The sequence below is a fragment of the Bacillus amyloliquefaciens DSM 7 = ATCC 23350 genome, assembly GCF_000196735.1.
Taxonomy (GTDB): domain Bacteria; phylum Bacillota; class Bacilli; order Bacillales; family Bacillaceae; genus Bacillus; species Bacillus amyloliquefaciens.
Genome location: NC_014551.1, coordinates 97501 through 100000 on the forward strand (window position 1 = coordinate 97501; position 2500 = coordinate 100000).

At 52.8% G+C, this 2500-nt stretch carries 2 rRNA genes (both running past the window's edge); both read left to right on the forward strand.

The window, feature by feature from the left end:
- A 16S ribosomal RNA gene (locus tag BAMF_RS20765) occupies positions 1 to 1455 on the forward strand; it begins 95 nt to the left of the window's first position.
- Positions 1456 to 1687: 232 nt separating this feature from the next.
- Positions 1688 to 2500: ribosomal RNA gene (locus BAMF_RS20770) — 23S ribosomal RNA — on the forward strand (it continues 2117 nt past the right edge of the window).
- Together the 16S and 23S rRNA genes form the textbook arrangement of a ribosomal RNA operon.

A 2500-nucleotide genomic window follows, 5' to 3' on the forward strand; every position in this document is an offset into this window, starting at 1 on the left:
TAGCGGCGGACGGGTGAGTAACACGTGGGTAACCTGCCTGTAAGACTGGGATAACTCCGGGAAACCGGGGCTAATACCGGATGCTTGTTTGAACCGCATGGTTCAAACATAAAAGGTGGCTTCGGCTACCACTTACAGATGGACCCGCGGCGCATTAGCTAGTTGGTGAGGTAACGGCTCACCAAGGCGACGATGCGTAGCCGACCTGAGAGGGTGATCGGCCACACTGGGACTGAGACACGGCCCAGACTCCTACGGGAGGCAGCAGTAGGGAATCTTCCGCAATGGACGAAAGTCTGACGGAGCAACGCCGCGTGAGTGATGAAGGTTTTCGGATCGTAAAGCTCTGTTGTTAGGGAAGAACAAGTGCCGTTCAAATAGGGCGGCACCTTGACGGTACCTAACCAGAAAGCCACGGCTAACTACGTGCCAGCAGCCGCGGTAATACGTAGGTGGCAAGCGTTGTCCGGAATTATTGGGCGTAAAGGGCTCGCAGGCGGTTTCTTAAGTCTGATGTGAAAGCCCCCGGCTCAACCGGGGAGGGTCATTGGAAACTGGGGAACTTGAGTGCAGAAGAGGAGAGTGGAATTCCACGTGTAGCGGTGAAATGCGTAGAGATGTGGAGGAACACCAGTGGCGAAGGCGACTCTCTGGTCTGTAACTGACGCTGAGGAGCGAAAGCGTGGGGAGCGAACAGGATTAGATACCCTGGTAGTCCACGCCGTAAACGATGAGTGCTAAGTGTTAGGGGGTTTCCGCCCCTTAGTGCTGCAGCTAACGCATTAAGCACTCCGCCTGGGGAGTACGGTCGCAAGACTGAAACTCAAAGGAATTGACGGGGGCCCGCACAAGCGGTGGAGCATGTGGTTTAATTCGAAGCAACGCGAAGAACCTTACCAGGTCTTGACATCCTCTGACAATCCTAGAGATAGGACGTCCCCTTCGGGGGCAGAGTGACAGGTGGTGCATGGTTGTCGTCAGCTCGTGTCGTGAGATGTTGGGTTAAGTCCCGCAACGAGCGCAACCCTTGATCTTAGTTGCCAGCATTCAGTTGGGCACTCTAAGGTGACTGCCGGTGACAAACCGGAGGAAGGTGGGGATGACGTCAAATCATCATGCCCCTTATGACCTGGGCTACACACGTGCTACAATGGGCAGAACAAAGGGCAGCGAAACCGCGAGGTTAAGCCAATCCCACAAATCTGTTCTCAGTTCGGATCGCAGTCTGCAACTCGACTGCGTGAAGCTGGAATCGCTAGTAATCGCGGATCAGCATGCCGCGGTGAATACGTTCCCGGGCCTTGTACACACCGCCCGTCACACCACGAGAGTTTGTAACACCCGAAGTCGGTGAGGTAACCTTTTTGGAGCCAGCCGCCGAAGGTGGGACAGATGATTGGGGTGAAGTCGTAACAAGGTAGCCGTATCGGAAGGTGCGGCTGGATCACCTCCTTTCTAAGGATTTTAACGGAATATAAGACCTTGGGTCTTATAAACAGAACGTTCCCTGTCTTGTTTAGTTTTGAAGGATCATTCCTTCAAAACATAGGAACACCTGCTAAATGCGCCACTTCCTGTGGCAACGCATGTGTTAGCATGTCCTATGCGTTGTTCTTTGAAAACTAGATAACAGAAGTAATTCACATTCAATTGTAATGCAAGATATCACGTAGTGATTCTTTTTAACGGTTAAGTTAGAAAGGGCGCACGGTGGATGCCTTGGCACTAGGAGCCGATGAAGGACGGGACGAACACCGATATGCTTCGGGGAGCTGTAAGCAAGCTTTGATCCGGAGATTTCCGAATGGGGAAACCCACCACTCGTAATGGAGTGGTATCCATATCTGAATACATAGGATATGAGAAGGCAGACCCGGGGAACTGAAACATCTAAGTACCCGGAGGAAGAGAAAGCAAATGCGATTCCCTGAGTAGCGGCGAGCGAAACGGGACCAGCCCAAACCAAGAGGCTTGCCTCTTGGGGTTGTAGGACACTCTGTACGGAGTTACAAAGGAACGAGGTAGATGAAGAGGTCTGGAAAGGCCCGCCATAGGAGGTAACAGCCCTGTAGTCAAAACTTCGTTCTCTCCTGAGTGGATCCTGAGTACGGCGGAACACGTGAAATTCCGTCGGAATCCGGGAGGACCATCTCCCAAGGCTAAATACTCCCTAGTGACCGATAGTGAACCAGTACCGTGAGGGAAAGGTGAAAAGCACCCCGGAAGGGGAGTGAAAGAGATCCTGAAACCGTGTGCCTACAAGTAGTCAGAGCCCGTTAACGGGTGATGGCGTGCCTTTTGTAGAATGAACCGGCGAGTTACGATCCCGTGCAAGGTTAAGCAGAAGATGCGGAGCCGCAGCGAAAGCGAGTCTGAATAGGGCGAATTGAGTACGTGGTCGTAGACCCGAAACCAGGTGATCTACCCATGTCCAGGGTGAAGTTCAGGTAACACTGAATGGAGGCCCGAACCCACGCACGTTGAAAAGTGCGGGGATGAG